The sequence below is a fragment of the Thauera sp. genome (assembly GCF_035444905.1).
Lineage (GTDB): Bacteria > Pseudomonadota > Gammaproteobacteria > Burkholderiales > Rhodocyclaceae > Thauera.
In genome coordinates, this window is the sequence record NZ_DAOMPS010000075.1 from 1 (window position 1) to 15,454 (window position 15,454).

Sequence of the window (15,454 nt, forward strand, 5' to 3'; positions counted from 1 at the left end):
CGCGGCGGGGCTGGGCGTGGCGGCGGTGAGCAGCCTGCAGGCGATCGCGCTGCAGTGCGCGGCCGATAGGGTCTTCGTCGCCACGGATGCGCGGATGGGCGAGGTCTATCATGCTGCGTTTGCGCGTGACGCGGCCGGTATGCCCCAGCTCGTCGGCGCGCACGCGTGCAGTGCGCCCCTCGATGTCGAACTTCCACCGGGCGACTGGTTTGCCGCGGGATCGGCCTTCTCGGTCTGGCCCGACGAGCTCGCGGCGCGCCTGCGCGGTCGCCTCATCGGCTGTGCGCCCGATCTCGTGCCACGTGCCGAGGAGGTTGCACGTCTCGGTGCGACCGTGGTCGAGCGTGGGCAATTGGCGGCACCCGAACTCGCCGCGCCCCTCTACGTACGCGACAAGGTGGCCCTCACCACCGCCGAGCGCCTGGCGCGCGGGGGGCGGGCCTGATGGAGGGTGCCGGGGTCGCGCGGATGACCGATCCAAACACCACCCTGTCCGGTGCCAGCATCGCGCCGATGAGCACGGACGACCTCGATTGGGTTTGCGCCCAGGAGGCGGCGCTGCAGGCACATCCATGGACGCGCGGCAACTTCATGGACGCGCTTGGAGCCGGCAATGAGGCGTGGATCATGCGCGTCGCCGGTGAGCCCGTTGCGTACGCCGTCGTGCTGCGGGTGCTGGACGAGGCCCATCTGCTCGGCATCGGGGTCGCCGTGTCCGAGCAGCGTCGCGGTTACGGCCGGCGCCTGCTGCAGCACCTGTGCGAGCGCGCTGCGAAGGAGGGCGCGACCTCCTTCTTCCTCGAGGTGCGCGTCTCCAACGATGCGGCGCAGGCGCTCTACCGTGGCATGGGGTTCGACGAGATCGGGCGCCGCCGCGGCTACTACCCCGCCGGCGTCGGTCGCGAGGACGCCATCGTGATGAGACGGACCCTGTGATGCGACCCAGCCAGCGTCTTCGACGCGATGCGGTCCTGCGCGAAATGGGTCTGGGCCCGGTGTGGCGCCTGCGGGCGCGGGCCGAGGCGCACGATGAGGCAGAGGCGGATGCCGCAGCAGGCCAGCCGCCCGGGCCAGTGCCGATTCTCGAGGTCGATGCGACGCGCGTGCCCGAGGCCGTCACCCCCGTGGCGAGACCGGCTGCCGCCACCCCTTTCGATGATGCGCCACTTGCATCGAGGCACGAGACGCTCACTCAGCCTACGGCGGCAGATCGTCCACCGCCGCACACGCGCCAGGCGACGCCCACGCGCCACGGGCCTGCGCCGGAATCTGTTTCGGGGTCTTCCCTCGCGGGGGCCGTCGACGGCGACCGTGCCGCCCGCATCGCCCGCCTGGACTGGGACGCGCTCGAAGCCGACATGCGCGACTGCCAGGCCTGCCGCCTGTGCCAGCGTCGCCGCCAGGTGGTGCCTGGCGTGGGGGATCGCGAGGCGAGCCTGATGCTGGTGGGCGAGGGCCCAGGCGCCGAGGAAGACCAGCGCGGCGAGCCCTTCGTGGGCCAGGCCGGGCGACTCCTCGACAACATGCTGGCTGCCATCGGCCTGCGCCGGGGCGAGGACGTGTACATCGCCAACGCCGTCAAGTGTCGCCCACCGCACAACCGCACGCCCGAGCGCGGGGAGATGGCCGCCTGCCTGCCTTATCTCGACCGTCAGATTGCGCTGGTGCAGCCGCGCCTGCTGCTCGCGCTCGGCCGGCCGGCGGCGCAGGCGCTGCTCGATCGCGAGGTCGCCATCTCCGCTGCGCGCGGCAAGCGCTTCGAACGCAATGGCATTCCGGTCATCGTGACCTACCACCCGGCCTACCTGCTGCGCAATCCGCAGGACAAGGCCAAGGCCTGGGAAGACCTGTGCTTCGCGCGCCGTTGCCTGGCCGAGGCCGCAGCCGGCCGCTGAGCGGCGCCCGCCGACCTCGTCCGGATCAGTGGCGGCGGTCTTCGAGCAGCGCGACGTTGTCGAACTCGCGCTGGTTGGCCTCGTGGCGGCGCTTGACCATCACCATGGTCCCCGCCACCAGGGCGCCGAACAGCACGATGACGACGTTGATCGACAGGCCCAGCATGATCAGCAGCGCATAGGCGCCCGTCATCACCAGGATCGACAGGTTCTCGTTGAAGTTCTGCACCGCGATGGAGTGGCCGGCACCCATCAGGATATGGCCACGGTGCTGCAGCAGGGCGTTCATCGGCACCACGAAGAAGCCGGCCAGGCCGCCTACCACCACCATCAGGCACATCGCCACCCAGGCCTCGGTGACACCGATCATGGTCATCACGCCGACCCCCATCGCCACGCCGAGCGGGATCACCCGCACCGCCTGGCGCAGCGAGATGTAGCGCGCGGCCAGCACCGAACCGACCGCCACCCCGAGCGCCACCACCCCCTGCAGCATCGAGGCCTGCGACAGGTTCATGCCCAGGTTGTGCTCGGCCCACTTGATCACGATGAACTGCAAGGTTGCGCCGGCGCCCCAGAACAGCGTGGTCACCGCCAGCGAGATCTGCCCCAGCTTGTCGCGCCACAGCAGGCGCAGGCAGTGATTGAAGTCGTGGATCAGGTAGAGCGGGTTGTTCTTCAGCGGCTTGTGGTCAACCCCGGTGTCGGGGATGAACATGTTGAAACCGGCTGCGATGAGGTAGAGCGAGCCGATCACGAACACGGCCGCCTCGAAGGCGTTGTCCACGAAGGGCAGGCCGAGCCCCATCAGCGCCGAGGACACGTCGCCCCGGATCATGACGCCGCCCATCACCGTGCCGACGATGATGGCGCCCACGGTCAGGCCCTCGATCCAGCCGTTGGCGACGACCAGCAGGCGGTGCGGCAGGTATTCGGTGAGGATGCCGTACTTTGCGGGCGAATAAGCCGCGGCGCCGAGGCCGATCACGGCGTAGGCCAGCAGGGGGTGGGCACCGAGGAACAGCATCAGACAGCCACCGATCTTGATCGTGTTGCTGACCAGCATCACCCGCCATTTGGGCATCGAGTCGGCGAATGCGCCGACGAAGGCCGCGAGGCCGACGTACGACAGGGTGAAGAACAGCTTGAGGAGGGGCTCGAATTCCGACGGGGCCGCCATGTCCCGCAACAAGGCGATGGAGATGATCAGCAAGGCATTGTCGGCAAGCGCAGAGAAGAACTGCGCTGCCATGATCGTGTAGAAGCCGAGCGGCATCGTCCGGGAGCTTGCATGTCGGGTCTGGAGCGCGGTTTATATCACGAAGCCAGGGGTGCCGCGATGACGCCGCGCAGATCCCGCAAAGGCCCGTGCCGCCAACCTTTCAGCGCACTCGAGGACAATGTGATGCCGACATCGCGGAATGCCCTTGTTTGTGCTTTAATTCCGGGAAATAAATCGTACTTATCCACATCATGGCCGATCGCAGACTTCAGGTTTTCCACGCAGTAGCAAAGCACGGCTCCTTCACCCGGGCGGCCGAGCATCTCCACATGACGCAGCCCGCGGTGACCTTCCAGATCAAGCAGCTCGAGGAGCACTTCGATACGCGGCTGCTCGATCGCGGGCACGGCAAGATCACGCTCACGCCCGCGGGCGAGCTGGTGCTGGCCTACGCCGAAAAGATCCTCGGTCTCTCTGCCGAGCTCGATTCGAGGGTGTCCGAACTCACCGACGAGCTTGCCGGCCAGATCAAGATCGGCACCAGCACGACCATCGCCGCCTACTGGCTGCCGCAGATCCTCGAGGGCTTCAAGCGCCGCTACCCGCGCGTGCTGCCGCGGGTGGTGGTGGGCACGTCCAAACTGACCGAAGACGGCGTCGCCGCGCGCGACCTCGACATCGGCCTCATCGAGATCGCCACCGAACAGCACACGATCGAGCGCCGCAGTGCAGCACGCGACGAGCTGTTCGTGATCTGCAGTCCGGATCACCCGCTCGCCAAGTTCACGTCGCTGTCCGCGAAGGACTTGATCGGCCACCCATTCATCGACCGCGATCCGGGCAACGGCATCCGCCAGATCGCCGACGAGTTCTTCGAAGCCGCCGGCATCGCCGGCAGCGAGATCACCCTGTGCGCCGAACTCGGTAGCCTGGCCACGATCAAGCAGCTGGCGGCGGCCGGCCTCGGCTTTGCGATCGCCTCCCAGCGCGCCATCCGACGCGACGTCGAGGAGGGCCGGCTGGTGGCTGTCCCGCTCGAACCGCGCATCTACACGCCGCTGGAAGTCATCCTGCCGCGCGACAAGTTCCGCTCCCGCCTCATCACCGCCTTCGCAGATTACGCCTGCGAGGAGTTCGTGCGCATGGCGGCTGAAGAGCAGGACTGAACGCGTGCGCGTTGAGGCTCCGGCGCCGACGGCACGCCGCGGCTGATGGCCCGCAGCAAGACCGCCTTCGTGTGCACCGAGTGCGGGGCACAGGCCCTGCGCTGGCAGGGGCAATGTCCGCAGTGCCAGGCCTGGAACACCCTCGTCGAAACCGTGCTCGAGCCGGCCGTCGCGGCGGTGGGCAGTCGCTTTGCCGCCTTGGCCGGCGAGACCGCCCGCCTGCAACCGCTGTCCGCCCTCGAGCCGCGCGAGGAGCCGCGTCAGCCGACCGGGCTCGACGAGTTCGATCGCGTGCTGGGCGGCGGACTGGTGGCCGGTGGCGTGGTGCTGATCGGCGGCGACCCCGGCATCGGCAAGTCCACCCTGCTGCTGCAGGCCTTGTCGAACCTGGCGGGCATGGCCGGCGCCAGTGGGGTGATCTACGTCAGCGGCGAGGAGTCCGGCGAGCAGGTCGCACTGCGCGCCCAGCGCCTGCAACTGCCATCTTCGCCGCTGCAGATGCTGGCCGAGATCAACCTCGAGCGCATCCTGCACACCCTGCGCGCGGCGCGCCCGCGGGTCGCGGTCATCGACTCGATCCAGACCGTCTACTCCGAGACCCTGCAGTCCGCCCCCGGCTCGGTCGCCCAGGTGCGCGAATGCGCCGCGCAGCTCACCCGCTTCGCCAAGCAGAGCGGCACCAGCCTGATCCTGGTCGGCCACGTCACCAAGGATGGGACGCTCGCCGGTCCGCGCGTGCTCGAGCACATCGTCGACACCGTGCTGTACTTCGAGGGCGACACCCATTCCAGCTTCCGCCTGATCCGCGCGTTCAAGAACCGCTTCGGTGCGGTCAACGAGCTGGGCGTGTTCGCCATGACCGAGCGCGGTCTGCGCGGCGTCTCCAACCCCTCGGCGATCTTCCTGTCGCAGCACTCGCAGGAGGTGGCGGGCAGCTGTGTGCTGATCACCCAGGAAGGCACCCGCCCGCTGCTGGTCGAGGTGCAGGCCCTGGTCGATTCATCACAGAGCCCCAACCCGCGCCGGCTGTCGGTGGGGCTGGAGCAGAACCGGCTGGCGATGCTGCTCGCGGTGATGCACCGCCACGCCGGCGTGGTGTGCTTCGACCAGGACGTGTTCGTCAATGCCGTCGGCGGCGTCAAGATCACCGAGCCGGCGGCAGACCTTGCGATCCTGTTCGCGATCGTGTCCTCGCTGCGCGACCGTCCGCTCAAGCGCGGGCTGGCGGTGTTCGGCGAGGTCGGCCTCGCGGGTGAGATCCGCCCCGCGCCGCGTGGGCAGGAGCGCTTGAAGGAAGCCGCCAAGCTCGGCTTCGACACGGCCATCGTGCCGCGCGCGAATGCGCCCAAGCAGCCGATCGAGGGCTTGCGGGTGATTGCGGTGGAGCGTGTTGAAGAGGCGCTGGAGCAGTTGCGCGAACTGGCGTAGCTATGCGGCTGGACGATCGTCGCCGGCGGCGATGCGTCCAGCTCCTGGCCAGGATCCGCCTTCGCCGCTGCCCATCAGCCATCCGCTCACGTGTTCGATCGCAGCCTGCAGGTTGTGTCGGGCGTTTGCGCTTGGGGGCGTACCGAGTTCCCAAGCGTCGCCGCGAATCGCCAGCAGCCAGCACGGCGGAGGCGGCTCGGCCTCCAGGTCAAAGTACACCTGCAGTACGGCCTGCGGCGACACCGCATGCGTGCTGAAGCAGGCATCGCGGGAGGGTTCGATGCGCTCGATGGTGAAGGGGTGCGCCGCGTCGGCCGAGGCATCCACGAACAGCACCCGCTCGCGCCCGCGCAGGTCGAGCGCATGCTCGACCTGAAGCTGGAAGTCGGTGAGGCATTCGACGCCGGGCAGCTTCATCGCCTCGACCGCCTCGACAAACAGCGGCCCCAGCGCATCATCACCGCGGCTGGGATTGCCCCAGCCGAACACCAGCACCGGCGCGCTCATTGCTTGTATTTCCGGTCCAGTTCCGTGCCTTCGGCGTCGACCAGCGTGACCTCCAGCGGCATCTTGCCGAGCGCATGGGTGGCGCAGGACAGGCAGGGGTCGTAGGCGCGAATCGCCACCTCGATATGGTTGAGCAGGCCCTCGGTGATCTCCTGGCCGTCGAGGTATTGCCTGGCCACCTCGCGCACCGCGGTGTTCATCGCCTGGTTGTTGTTGGTGGTGGAGACGATCAGGTTGGCCATGGTGACGAGGTCGTCGTCGCCCACCTGGTAGTGGTGGAAGAGGGTGCCGCGCGGCGCCTCGATGACGCCCACGCCTTCGCGCCGGCGTTCGCCGCTGGTCATCAGCTCGGTGCCGGAGAGGTCGTCGTCCTGCAGCAGCTCCTTGACGGTCTCGGCGGCGAACAGCATCTCGACCATGCGCGCCCAGTGGTAGGCGAGCGTGGCGTGCAGCGGCTTGCCGCCGGCGTAGGCGACGAATTCGCGGCGCTCGTGCTCGGCAAAGGGGGTCGGGATGCTGTCGCAGTTCTGCACGCGGGCGAGCGGGCCGACCTTGTACCAGCCGTGCTCGGGGCCCATGGCCGTGAAGTAGGGGAACTTCATGTAGCTCCAGGGCTTGACCTCCTCGGTGATGAGGCGGTCATAGGTCTGGTAATCGACCTGATCGAACAGGATCCTGCCGTCGGCGTCCTTGGCGCGCAGCACGCCGTGGTAGAGGTCGAGGCTGCCGTCGGGGGCGACCATGCCCATGAAGCTCGAGCGGAAGCTGCCAAAGTGGTCGTAGAGCGCGGGGTTCTGCTGGTGCAGTTCCTTGATGATGCGCACGGCCTCGCGGCTCCACGCGATCATCTGGTAGGCATCCTTGAGCAGATCCTTGCGCTCTTCGATGGTCAGCGAACGATTGACGCCACCCGGCACCGCGCCGGTGCCGTGCACGCGCTTGCCGGCGGTGAGGCGGATGATCTCCTGGCCGTACTTGCGCAGCAGGATGCCCTTTTTGGCGATGTCGGGGTATTTCTCGGCCACGCCGACGATGTTGCGCCGGCCGACCTCGGAGTCGAAGCCGAACAGCAGGTCGGGCGAGGAAAGGTGGAAGAAATGCAGGGCGTGCGACTGCAGGATCTGGCTGTAGTGCATCAGGCGGCGCATCTTGTCGGCGGTGGGCGTCACCCGGCTGGCGCCGACGACGAGGTCGAGCGCCTTGCTCGCCGCCAGGTGGTGCGACACCGGGCAGATGCCGCACAGGCGTTGCACCATCACCGGCACTTCCCAGTACGGCCGGCCCTGGATGAAGCGCTCGAAGCCGCGGAATTCGACGATGTGCAGGCGCACCTGGTGCACCTTGTTGTGCTCGTCGAGCAGGATCGTGACCTTGCCGTGGCCTTCCACGCGCGACACGGGGTCGATGGCGACGCGGCGCAGGCGGTCGCTGGCGACGGTGGCGGTTTCGAGTTCGAAGCTCATTGCATGTGTCCTTGGTCGGCACGGCGCAGCCCGTGCCTCGTGTCGATCAGTCGTATTGCAGCAGGCCGTGGCCGAGTGTCGGGTCCTTCCCGGCGATGAGCTCGTTCAGGAAGGCCCAGATCGCGTCGCCAGACGGCGGGCAGCCGGGCAGGAAGTAGTCGATCCTCACCACCTCGTGCACCGGATGGACCTGGTTGAGCGGCAGCGGCAGCTCGGGGTCGTTGGGGATCGCGCTGCCGGGCGCCAGACCATGGCCGGTGCGATACACCATCTGCAGGATCTCGCCCACATCGAGCTGATTACGCTGCGCGGGCAGGCCGCCATTGACCGCGCAGGCGCCCAGTGCGATCAGCACCTTGCAGTTGGCGCGGAACTCGCGCAGCACATGGACGTTCTCGGCGTTGCAGACGCCGCCTTCGATCAGGCCGATGTCGCAGGGGCCGCAGTGCTTGATGTCGGTAATCGGCGAGCGGTCGAACTCGATCAGCTCGAGCAGCGGCAGCAGGCGCTCGTCGATGTCGAGGAAGGACATGTGGCAACCGAAGCAGCCGGCCAGGGAGACGGTCGCGACCTTGAGTTTGCGGGCCATCAGGGGGTCTCCTCGAGCTTGTTGCCTGTGTCCGGACCACCCGCCGGCTGGGCGCTGATGGGGGCGATGTCGTAGGTGCGCTTGCCGATCGGGATGGCGAAGCCGACGCGCTTCTTGAGGATCACGCCCACCGGGCAGACAGCGGCCGCACGGTCGGTAACGGCAAAGTCGGTGTCGGCGAGGCGGCCCGATTCGCTGTTGACGATCAGGTGAGACCCCGTGCCGCGCCCGGACAGGGCGAACACGTCCTTGCCATCGACCTCGTGGCTCGCCCGCACGCACAGCTCGCACATGATGCAGCGGTTGAATTCGAGCAGTACGTCGGGGTGTGAGGCGTCCACCGGGCGATCGGGAAAGAAGTGGTCGAAGTGCGGCGTCAACATCCCCATCTCGTAGGCCGTGGCCTGCAGCGCGCAGTCGCCGCTCTTCTCGCACGACGGGCAGAAGTGATTACCCTCGACGAACAGCAGCTGCAGCAGGGTGCGGCGCTTGTGCGTGAGCTCCGGGGTGTGGTTGTCGACCTCCTGACCGGCCGCGGCGCGCACCGTGCAGGCGGTGGCGAAGCGCCCGCCGATCTTCACCGTGCACAGCTTGCACGAGCCATGCGCGGCGAAGTCCGGGTGCCAGCAAAGGTGGGGGATGTACTTGCCGGCCGCGGCGGCGGCCTGCATGACGGTTTGTCCGGGCGTGAAGGGGACTTCCTCGCCGTCGAGCATGAAGGTGCTGTTCATGGCTGCACGTCCTTGGCAGGAGAGGGCGCGCCGGCCGCGGCGCGATGTTCACCGATGGCGCTCAGGTTGTCGCCGAGCTGCGCCCCGGGGTCGTCGCGGCCGGTCATCTGGCGCGCAATCGACAGCGCGGCGTTGAGATCGAAGGCGGGCTCGTAGTCGGGCGAATGCAGCCGGCGCTCGAAGGCGGGGCGGAACTTGGCGAGCATGTCGTTGAGGGCGATCGTTGCCGTGTTGCCCAGCCCGCAGTGGCTCGCGCCCTGCATCAGGTCGTGCATCTTCGTCATCTCGTCGAGGTCGTAGGGCGAGCCGCGATTGAGGGCGAGCTTGTCGATCAGGCGCGCATTCACCGCCGTGCCGACACGGCAGGGCGTGCAGAAACCGCAGCTCTCGTGCGCGAAGAAGTGGGTGAAGTTGCGCGCGACATCGAACATGTCGCGACTGCGGTCGAAGACCATGATCGAGCCGCCCGTGGCGACGTCCTCGAAGGCGATCCGGCGCGCGAACTCCGTCGCATCCAGGCAGTGACCGGCCGCCCCTGCACTGGTCACTGCCTGGATGTCACCCGCACTGGCTGCCGCCAGCACCTCGGCCACCGTGATGCCGAACGGGAACTCGTAGATGCCTGGCTGGGCCACGTCGCCCGACACCGAGAGCAACTTCGTGCCGGTCGAGGCGGGTGTGCCGATGGCGTGGAACCAGTCGCCGCCCTTCACCGCGATCAGGGCGGCGAGCGCGAGCGTCTCGACGTTGTTCACCGTGGTGGGCTGGCCCATGTAGCCGTTGGTGACGGGGAAGGGCGGCCGGATCCGCGGCTTGCCCGGCTTGCCCTCGAGCGACTCGATGAGCGCCGACTCCTCGCCGCAGATGTAGGCCCCGGCGCCTAGATGGATCTCGATGTCGAAGCTGAAGCCGCGGCCAAGGATGTTGCGCCCGAGCAGACCCTGCTCGCGGCGCTGCGCAAGCCGTGTCTCCAGCCGATCGAGCAGGTAGCGGTACTCGCCGCGCAGGTAGATGAAGCCCTTGCTGGCACCGATCGCCATGCCGGCGATGCACAAGCCGTCGACCACGATGTCGAAGTAGCTGTTGAGCAGCACGCGGTCCTTGAAGGTGCCGGGTTCGCCCTCGTCAGCGTTGCAGATGACGTAGTGCGCGTCGCCCCAGGCATCGCGGCACGAGCGCCATTTGATGTCGCTGCCAAAGCCGGCACCGCCGCGCCCGCGCAGGCCGGAGCGTTCGATCTCGGTGAGCAGGCCGGTGGCGCCGCGGTCGAGCGCCGCGGCCAGCGCTTCGCCCGGCTGCAGATCATGGTCGAGGAGGATGTCGCGCCGACGGATGTTGTCCTCGACGTGGAACCACTCGGGCGGCCAGTCTCCGATGGGGACACGGCGACGGATCAGGTGGGCCATCTCGTCGACCCGCTCGGCCGTCATGCGCGTGATCGTGCGGCCGTTGGCCAGCACCGCCGGACCCTGGTCGCACATGCCGGTGCATGAGGTGGTGGCGACACTCACCAGCTTGTCGGCCGCCACCTTGCCGGGCTCGAGCCAGAGCTTCTCGCACAGCGCCTGCATCAAGGCCTGGTTGCCGAGCATGCGATCGGTGATGTTGTCGGAGAACAGGATGCGGTATTCACCGGCCGGTTGCAGGTGCAGGAAGCTGTAGAAACCCGCCGTGCTCTCGACCCGGGCCCTTGGCAGCGCCAGCGCACTGGCGACGCGAGTCAACACCGTCGGAGACAGCCAGCCGGACTGCGCCTGTACGGCAATCAGGATCTGCAGCAATCGACCTGGCTGGCGCTCGTGATGCGCGAGGATGCGATCAAGCTCGGTCATGTCCACGGGGCGTCTCCCAGCCATTGCCAATTAGCTGACATTATGCTCCCAAGCTGCTGCAGGCGCGTGTCAGGGCGCACGCTCAGGGCCCATCGCGCGGCCGCGTCGCCTCCGGCTTTGAATGTGGAAGCCGCTCGGGTAGCATGCCCGGCCGGCGAGCATCAGTGGCCCCTGCAATGCATCAACCCTCCCGCGCCTGCGGTATCGACTTCGGCACCTCCAACTCCACCGTCGGCTGGCTGCGACCCGGCGAGCGCGTGCTGCTCGATCTCGAGCAGGACAAGCCCACGCTGCCCTCGGCGGTGTTCTTCAACGCCGACGAGGACACGACCAGCTATGGTCGTGCCGCGCTGGCGGAATACCTCGACGGTTTCGAAGGCCGCCTGATGCGCTCGCTCAAGAGCCTGCTCGGCAGCAGCCTGATCGATGGCTACACCGAGGTCCACGGGCGTGCGCTGGGCTTTCGCGACCTGCTCGCGAGCTTCATCGGTGAGCTCAAGCAGCGTGCGGAGCAGGGGGCCGGCCGGCGCTTCGAGCATGCGGTGTTCGGACGGCCGGTGCGCTTCGTCGACGAGGATGCGGACGCCGACCGCAGGGCGCAGGATACCCTGGAGGCGATCGCGCGCCAGGTCGGCTTCCAGGAGATCAGCTTCCAGTTCGAACCCATCGGAGCCGCACTGCATTACGAGCGTTCGCTGACGAACGAGGAACTGGTCCTGGTGGCGGACATCGGCGGCGGCACGGCCGACTTTTCCATCATCCGCCTGTCGCCCGAGCGCGCGCGCCGCGACGACCGTCAGGATGACCTGCTGGGCAATGCCGGTATCCATATCGGCGGGACCGATTTCGATCGCGCCCTGAGCCTGGAGGCGGTCATGCCCTTGCTGGGTTACCGCAGCAAGATGCGCAACGGCGCAGAGGTGCCGTCCAGCGTCTTCTTCCAGCTCGCCACCTGGCACACCATCAACTTCGCCTACAGCCGCCAGGCGTGGGCGGACCTGCAGCACATCTATCGCGACGCCCTGGCCCGGCGCGAGCTCGATCGCCTGTGCCGGCTGGTCGGGCAGCGCGAGGGACACTGGCTGGCGCTGCAGGTTGAACAGGCGAAGATCGACCTGTCCGCGGCGTCGAGCACGCAGCTGGCGCTCGAGCGTCTCGAGCCTGGTCTCGCCCATACGCTCACCGGCGACGCCTTTGTGGCCGCAACCGAAGCGCTGGTCGAGCGCGTCGGCGCCTGCGTGGCCACCTTGCTGGCCGACTCGGGCCTGCAGCGCGATCAGATCGATACGCTGTACTTCACCGGCGGCGCCAGCGGTGTGCCGCAACTTCGCAGCCGGATCGCGGCAGAGGTCCCCAACGCGCGCAGGGTCGAGGGCGACCTGTATGGCAGCATCGGCGCCGGACTCGCGGTCGAGGCGGCCCGGCGCTATGGCTGAGCGCCGGCCATCCCGGGGGTCGAACGCGCGTCACCTGGCCGACTGGGCCGCAGCCGCACAGGGGGCGGCCTGCTTGCGCAACAGCGATGCGCGCATGATCAGGAACAACACGATCGCCATGCTGGTGGCGGCACAACTGAAGAACAGCGCATAACGCAGCGATTCGATGCCGAAGGCCGTTTGCAGCAGATCGCTGAGGGCGCCGGTGAGCACCGGGCCGAGGCCGACGCCGCACAGGGTGCTGAGCATGGTCTGCAAGGCCATGGCCACGGCACGATTGGCTGGCGCGACCAGAGTCGTCAGCATGCTGAAGGACGGTCCCAGCCACCACACCATGAAGAAGCCATTGAGGCCGCACCACAGCATCGCCGTGGGTACCGGCACGCCCGCGATCCAGGTCAGCACATCGCTTGGCCAGCTCAGGTAGGCGGCGAGCGTGACGAGGCCCACGAGGTGGCCGACAAGCGGGATGCGGAAGCGCCAGTGCGGATTGCGCTTGCCGAGGTGATCCGTCAACCAGCCACTGAACAGCACCCCGAGTCCGGCGGCCGTGCCACCGATCAGTCCGGTCAGCAGGCCGGCGTGGCGCAGCTCCAAGCCGTGCGAGCGCACCAGGAAGGTCGCGTTCCACATGCCGAAGGCGTTGCCGCCGAGGGTCGCGACCGCACTGGCGAGGATCAGGTAGCGCACCGGCCTGTGGGCCCACAGCTGGCCGACTGTGGCCAGCAGGCCGCTCGAAAGCTCGACCCGGGCGCCACCGTCCCAGGTCCCGCGTGCGGGTTCGCGCGTGGTGAAGGCGAGCAGGGCGGAGATCAGCAAGGCCGGCGTGCCGACGATGACGAAGCTCGTGCGCCAGCCGTACTGGTCGACCAGCCAGGCGCCGAGGCTCAAGGCCAGGATGGCGGCGAAGGTGGGTGCGGCGGTGAAGCAGCTGATGGCGAAGGCACGGCGCTGTGGCGGGTACAGGTCTGCGATCAGCGACAGGGACGCCGGTGCGCCGGGGGCCTCGACCGCCGCCACCAGCATCCTGGCGACCACCAGCAGCACGAAGTTGCCCGACAGCGCGCACAGGATGGTGGCGATGCCCCAGCACAGGCTGGACAGGGCGAGCAGGCGGGTGCGCGGCATACGGTCGGCGAGGCGCCCCGCCGGCAGGCCCAGCACGGCGAACACCGCGGCGAAGGCGAGGCCGGAGATCAGGCCCATCGAGGTGTCGCTGGCGCCGAACTCGAGCCGGATCGGCTCGATCATCACCGCAACGATCTGGCGGCCGATGAAGTTGTCGGCGTACAGGAAGGCGAGCAGGAACAGCAGGCCATGCGTGCGCCACGCAGACAAGGGGCTGGACGCGGACGGAGAGGTGTCGTGCATGGCCTTGGGGGACTCCGCGCTATGCCTGTCGTACGCGCGCCAGATTGAGCGCCGTGTCCTCGATCATGTCTTCCTGGCCGCCGACCATGCCGCGCCGGCCCATCTCGACCAGGATCTCGCGCGCCGGCACGCCGTACTTCTTCTCGGCGCGCTTGGCGAACAGCAGGAAGGAGCCATACACGCCGGCGTAACCCAGCGTGAGCGCGTCGCGGTCGATGCGGATCGGGAAGTCCATGATCGGCACGACGAGGTCCTCGGCCACGTCCTGGATCTTGAACACGTCGACGCCGGTCTCGATGCCCATCAGGTCGCACACCGCGATGAACACTTCCAGCGGCGTGTTGCCCGCGCCCGCGCCCAGGCCCGCGGCTGCGGCGTCGATGCGGGTGGCGCCCACTTCGAGCGCCGCCAGGCTGTTGGCCACGCCCATCGCCAGGTTGTGGTGGCCGTGGAAACCGAGTTCGGTCTCGGGCTTCAAGGCGTCACGCACCGCCGCCAGGCGGGCCTTGACCGTGTCGGGCAGCAGGTGCCCGGCCGAGTCGGTGACGTAGATGCAGTTGGCGCCGTAGCTTTCCATCAGCTTGGCCTGCTTGACCAGCCCTTCGGGGCTGTTCATGTGCGCCATCATCAGGAAGCCGACGGTGTCCATGCCGAGCTTCCTGGCCATGCCGATGTGCTGCTCGGAGACGTCGGCCTCGGTGCAGTGGGTGGCCACCCGGATGGTGGAGACGCCCAGCTCATGCGCCATCTTCAGGTGATCGACGGTGCCGATGCCCGGCAGCAGCAGGGCCGAGACCCTGGCCTGCTTCATCAGCGGGATCACGGTGCCGAGGTACTCCTCGTCGCTGTGCGCCGGGAAGCCGTAGTTCACCGAGCTGCCACCGAGGCCGTCGCCGTGGGTGACCTCGATCAGCGGCACGCCCGCCTCGTCCAGGCCGACCGCGATGCTCTTCATCTGCTCGAGCGTCATCAGGTGGCGCTTGGGGTGCATGCCGTCACGCAGGGTCATGTCGTGGACGGTGATCTTCTTGCCGCGAAGTTCCATGTTCATCTCCTTGATCGGGTCGCCGCTCAGGCCACCATGGTGGCGCGGTTGGATTCGAGCTTGAGACGCCCGGCGAGGATCTCCTCGGCGAACATCTCGGCGGTGCGCGCACCGGCCGCGGTCATGATGTCGAGGTTGCCGGCGTACTTGGGCAGGTAGTCGCCCAGGCCTTCGACCTCGAGGAAGACCGAGACCCGATTGCCGTCGAACACCGGGCCATTGACCAGGCGATAGCCGGGGACGTATTTCTGCACTTCGCGGATCATGGCGTGGATCGATTCGGTGATCTTGGCCTGGTCGGGCTCGGTCTCGGTCAGGCAATGCACCGTGTCGCGCATGATCAGCGGCGGCTCGGCCGGGTTGAGGATGATGATCGCCTTGCCCTGCTTGGCGCCGCCCACCTTCTCGACCGCGCCGGCGGTGGTGCGGGTGAATTCGTCGATGTTCTTGCGCGTGCCGGGGCCGGCCGACTTGCTCGACACGGTGGCGACGATCTCGCCGTAGGCCACCGGCTGCACGCGGGACACGGCTGCGACCATCGGGATCGTGGCCTGGCCGCCGCAGGTGACCATGTTGACGTTCATCTCGGAGAGCAGGCCCCCACGCTCACTGCGTTCGCTGCCCCCCGAGGGGGCTTGGCCGTCTTGGGAGCGGCCCGGCGACGGCCAGCCGACCTGCTCGACGAGGTTGACCGACGGTACGCAGAAGGGGCCGATCGCGGCCGGTGTGAGGTCGATCATCAGCACGCCCAGCTCATTCAACTTGCGGC

General features: G+C 68.0%; 16 protein-coding genes. 6 read left to right on the forward strand and 10 right to left on the reverse strand.

Translation table 11 applies throughout. The features are described 5' to 3' along the window. From PLC66_RS20445 to PLC66_RS20455, 3 genes are all read left to right on the forward strand, one after another. Positions 1 to 445 (forward strand): tRNA threonylcarbamoyladenosine biosynthesis protein TsaB (locus PLC66_RS20445; protein ID WP_503012250.1); only part of this gene is annotated, 445 nt, incomplete at its 5' end. 23 nt (positions 446 to 468) lie between these two features. Beyond that, positions 469 to 936 carry a ribosomal protein S18-alanine N-acetyltransferase gene (gene rimI / locus PLC66_RS20450; protein WP_324543955.1) on the forward strand — a complete coding sequence of 156 codons (468 nt, stop codon included), beginning with the start codon at positions 469 to 471 and terminating at the stop codon, positions 934 to 936. Beyond that, positions 936 to 1,895, forward strand: a complete 960-nt coding sequence (locus PLC66_RS20455) for a uracil-DNA glycosylase (RefSeq protein ID WP_324543957.1) — start codon at positions 936 to 938, stop codon at positions 1,893 to 1,895. The genes rimI and PLC66_RS20455 overlap by 1 nt, the downstream gene beginning before the upstream one ends. A 25-nt stretch (positions 1,896 to 1,920) precedes the next feature. Here the strand turns inward: PLC66_RS20455 and lplT are convergent, their stop codons facing one another. Beyond that, positions 1,921 to 3,171, reverse strand: a complete 1,251-nt coding sequence (gene lplT / locus PLC66_RS20460; RefSeq protein WP_324543959.1) for a lysophospholipid transporter LplT — start codon at positions 3,169 to 3,171, stop codon at positions 1,921 to 1,923. A gap of 41 nt (positions 3,172 to 3,212) precedes the next feature. Next, positions 3,213 to 3,446, reverse strand: coding sequence for a hypothetical protein (locus PLC66_RS20465; RefSeq protein ID WP_324543982.1), 234 nt, complete (start codon positions 3,444 to 3,446; stop codon positions 3,213 to 3,215). Here PLC66_RS20465 and PLC66_RS20470 point away from each other — a divergent pair. Both PLC66_RS20470 and radA read left to right on the forward strand, forming a co-directional pair. After that, entirely contained in the window at positions 3,369 to 4,283 is a 915-nt protein-coding gene (locus PLC66_RS20470) for a LysR family transcriptional regulator (RefSeq protein WP_324543961.1), read from the forward strand. The genes PLC66_RS20465 and PLC66_RS20470 overlap by 78 nt on opposite strands. 45 nt (positions 4,284 to 4,328) lie before the next feature. Then, positions 4,329 to 5,711 carry a DNA repair protein RadA gene (radA, locus tag PLC66_RS20475; protein ID WP_324543963.1) on the forward strand — a complete coding sequence of 461 codons (1,383 nt, stop codon included), beginning with the start codon at positions 4,329 to 4,331 and terminating at the stop codon, positions 5,709 to 5,711. Here the strand turns inward: radA and PLC66_RS20480 are convergent, their stop codons facing one another. From PLC66_RS20480 to PLC66_RS20500, 5 genes are read right to left on the reverse strand one after another with little or no spacing between them, the layout of a single operon-like run. After that, complete coding sequence (locus PLC66_RS20480) at positions 5,712 to 6,218, reverse strand: hydrogenase maturation protease (RefSeq protein WP_324543965.1); 507 nt, start codon at positions 6,216 to 6,218, stop codon at positions 5,712 to 5,714. After that, the gene (locus tag PLC66_RS20485; RefSeq protein ID WP_324543967.1) at positions 6,215 to 7,681 is read right to left on the reverse strand and encodes a Ni/Fe hydrogenase subunit alpha; all 1,467 of its coding nucleotides are present in this window, start codon (positions 7,679 to 7,681) and stop codon (positions 6,215 to 6,217) included. The genes PLC66_RS20480 and PLC66_RS20485 overlap by 4 nt, the downstream gene beginning before the upstream one ends. A 46-nt stretch (positions 7,682 to 7,727) precedes the next feature. Then, positions 7,728 to 8,270, reverse strand: coding sequence for an NADH-quinone oxidoreductase subunit B family protein (locus PLC66_RS20490; RefSeq protein ID WP_324543969.1), 543 nt, complete (start codon positions 8,268 to 8,270; stop codon positions 7,728 to 7,730). Further along, positions 8,270 to 9,001 carry a 2Fe-2S iron-sulfur cluster-binding protein gene (locus PLC66_RS20495; protein WP_324543970.1) on the reverse strand — a complete coding sequence of 244 codons (732 nt, stop codon included), beginning with the start codon at positions 8,999 to 9,001 and terminating at the stop codon, positions 8,270 to 8,272. The genes PLC66_RS20490 and PLC66_RS20495 overlap by 1 nt, the downstream gene beginning before the upstream one ends. Then, positions 8,998 to 10,833, reverse strand: coding sequence for an NAD(P)H-dependent oxidoreductase subunit E (locus tag PLC66_RS20500; protein WP_324543980.1), 1,836 nt, complete (start codon positions 10,831 to 10,833; stop codon positions 8,998 to 9,000). The genes PLC66_RS20495 and PLC66_RS20500 overlap by 4 nt, the downstream gene beginning before the upstream one ends. Before the next feature lie 176 nt (positions 10,834 to 11,009). Between PLC66_RS20500 and PLC66_RS20505 the strand changes: the two genes are divergently transcribed. Beyond that, positions 11,010 to 12,269, forward strand: coding sequence for an Hsp70 family protein (locus tag PLC66_RS20505; protein WP_324543972.1), 1,260 nt, complete (start codon positions 11,010 to 11,012; stop codon positions 12,267 to 12,269). Between the two features lie 30 nt (positions 12,270 to 12,299). On the opposite strand, the gene PLC66_RS20510 is transcribed toward PLC66_RS20505, so the two are convergent. The 3 genes from PLC66_RS20510 to PLC66_RS20520 all read right to left on the reverse strand — a co-directional run. Further along, a complete protein-coding gene (locus PLC66_RS20510; protein WP_324543974.1) occupies positions 12,300 to 13,640 on the reverse strand; it encodes a spinster family MFS transporter in 1,341 nt (446 codons plus the stop codon). Positions 13,641 to 13,659: 19 nt separating this feature from the next. Next, positions 13,660 to 14,685 (reverse strand): 4-hydroxy-2-oxovalerate aldolase, encoded by a 1,026-nt coding sequence (gene dmpG / locus PLC66_RS20515; RefSeq protein ID WP_324543976.1) that lies wholly within the window; start codon positions 14,683 to 14,685, stop codon positions 13,660 to 13,662. A 26-nt stretch (positions 14,686 to 14,711) separates the two neighbouring features. Further along, the coding region (locus PLC66_RS20520; RefSeq protein ID WP_324543978.1) for an acetaldehyde dehydrogenase (acetylating) at positions 14,712 to 15,454 on the reverse strand (743 nt) is incomplete at its 5' end.